Here is a 384-nt window from a genome sequence, read left to right on the forward strand (position 1 = left end):
AACTTGTCCCAATCAATGACCTTGCCATCGATTTTTTCAATCGCATAACCAGGGGTTGCGACAGACGTAATCTGGTAACCCTTATCAGTCTTGATTGAAATCTTTGTATCAGCTGGCAACGTAAACGTCCCTGATGGTTCAGTCGCATCAGTTGGTTCATCAACTTCATAATGCACCTTGATGTCGTGATCCGTCGGCACATACGTCACGACGTAAACTGAATTGTCACCTGACATATCATCTGCCGTGAACGTACCGTTAATTTGGTTTGTCGCTGCATCATATTGACCAGTTACCTGAGCACTTTGGGCAACTACCACCGTCGTATAACCTGGCAACGTTTGGATAGTTGTCGCTGGGTACGCACCGTCAGTCACACCTGTA

The 384-nt window shown here is 46.4% G+C and carries 1 protein-coding gene; it reads right to left on the bottom strand.

Translation table 11 applies throughout. The annotated features are described in order from the left end of the window. A partial coding sequence (locus C1I98_RS46905) for a hypothetical protein (RefSeq protein WP_199537619.1) occupies positions 1–384 on the bottom strand: 384 nt, incomplete at both ends.

It is taken from the genome of Spongiactinospora gelatinilytica, assembly GCF_003236385.1.
In the GTDB taxonomy this organism is placed as follows: domain Bacteria; phylum Actinomycetota; class Actinomycetes; order Streptosporangiales; family Streptosporangiaceae; genus Spongiactinospora; species Spongiactinospora gelatinilytica.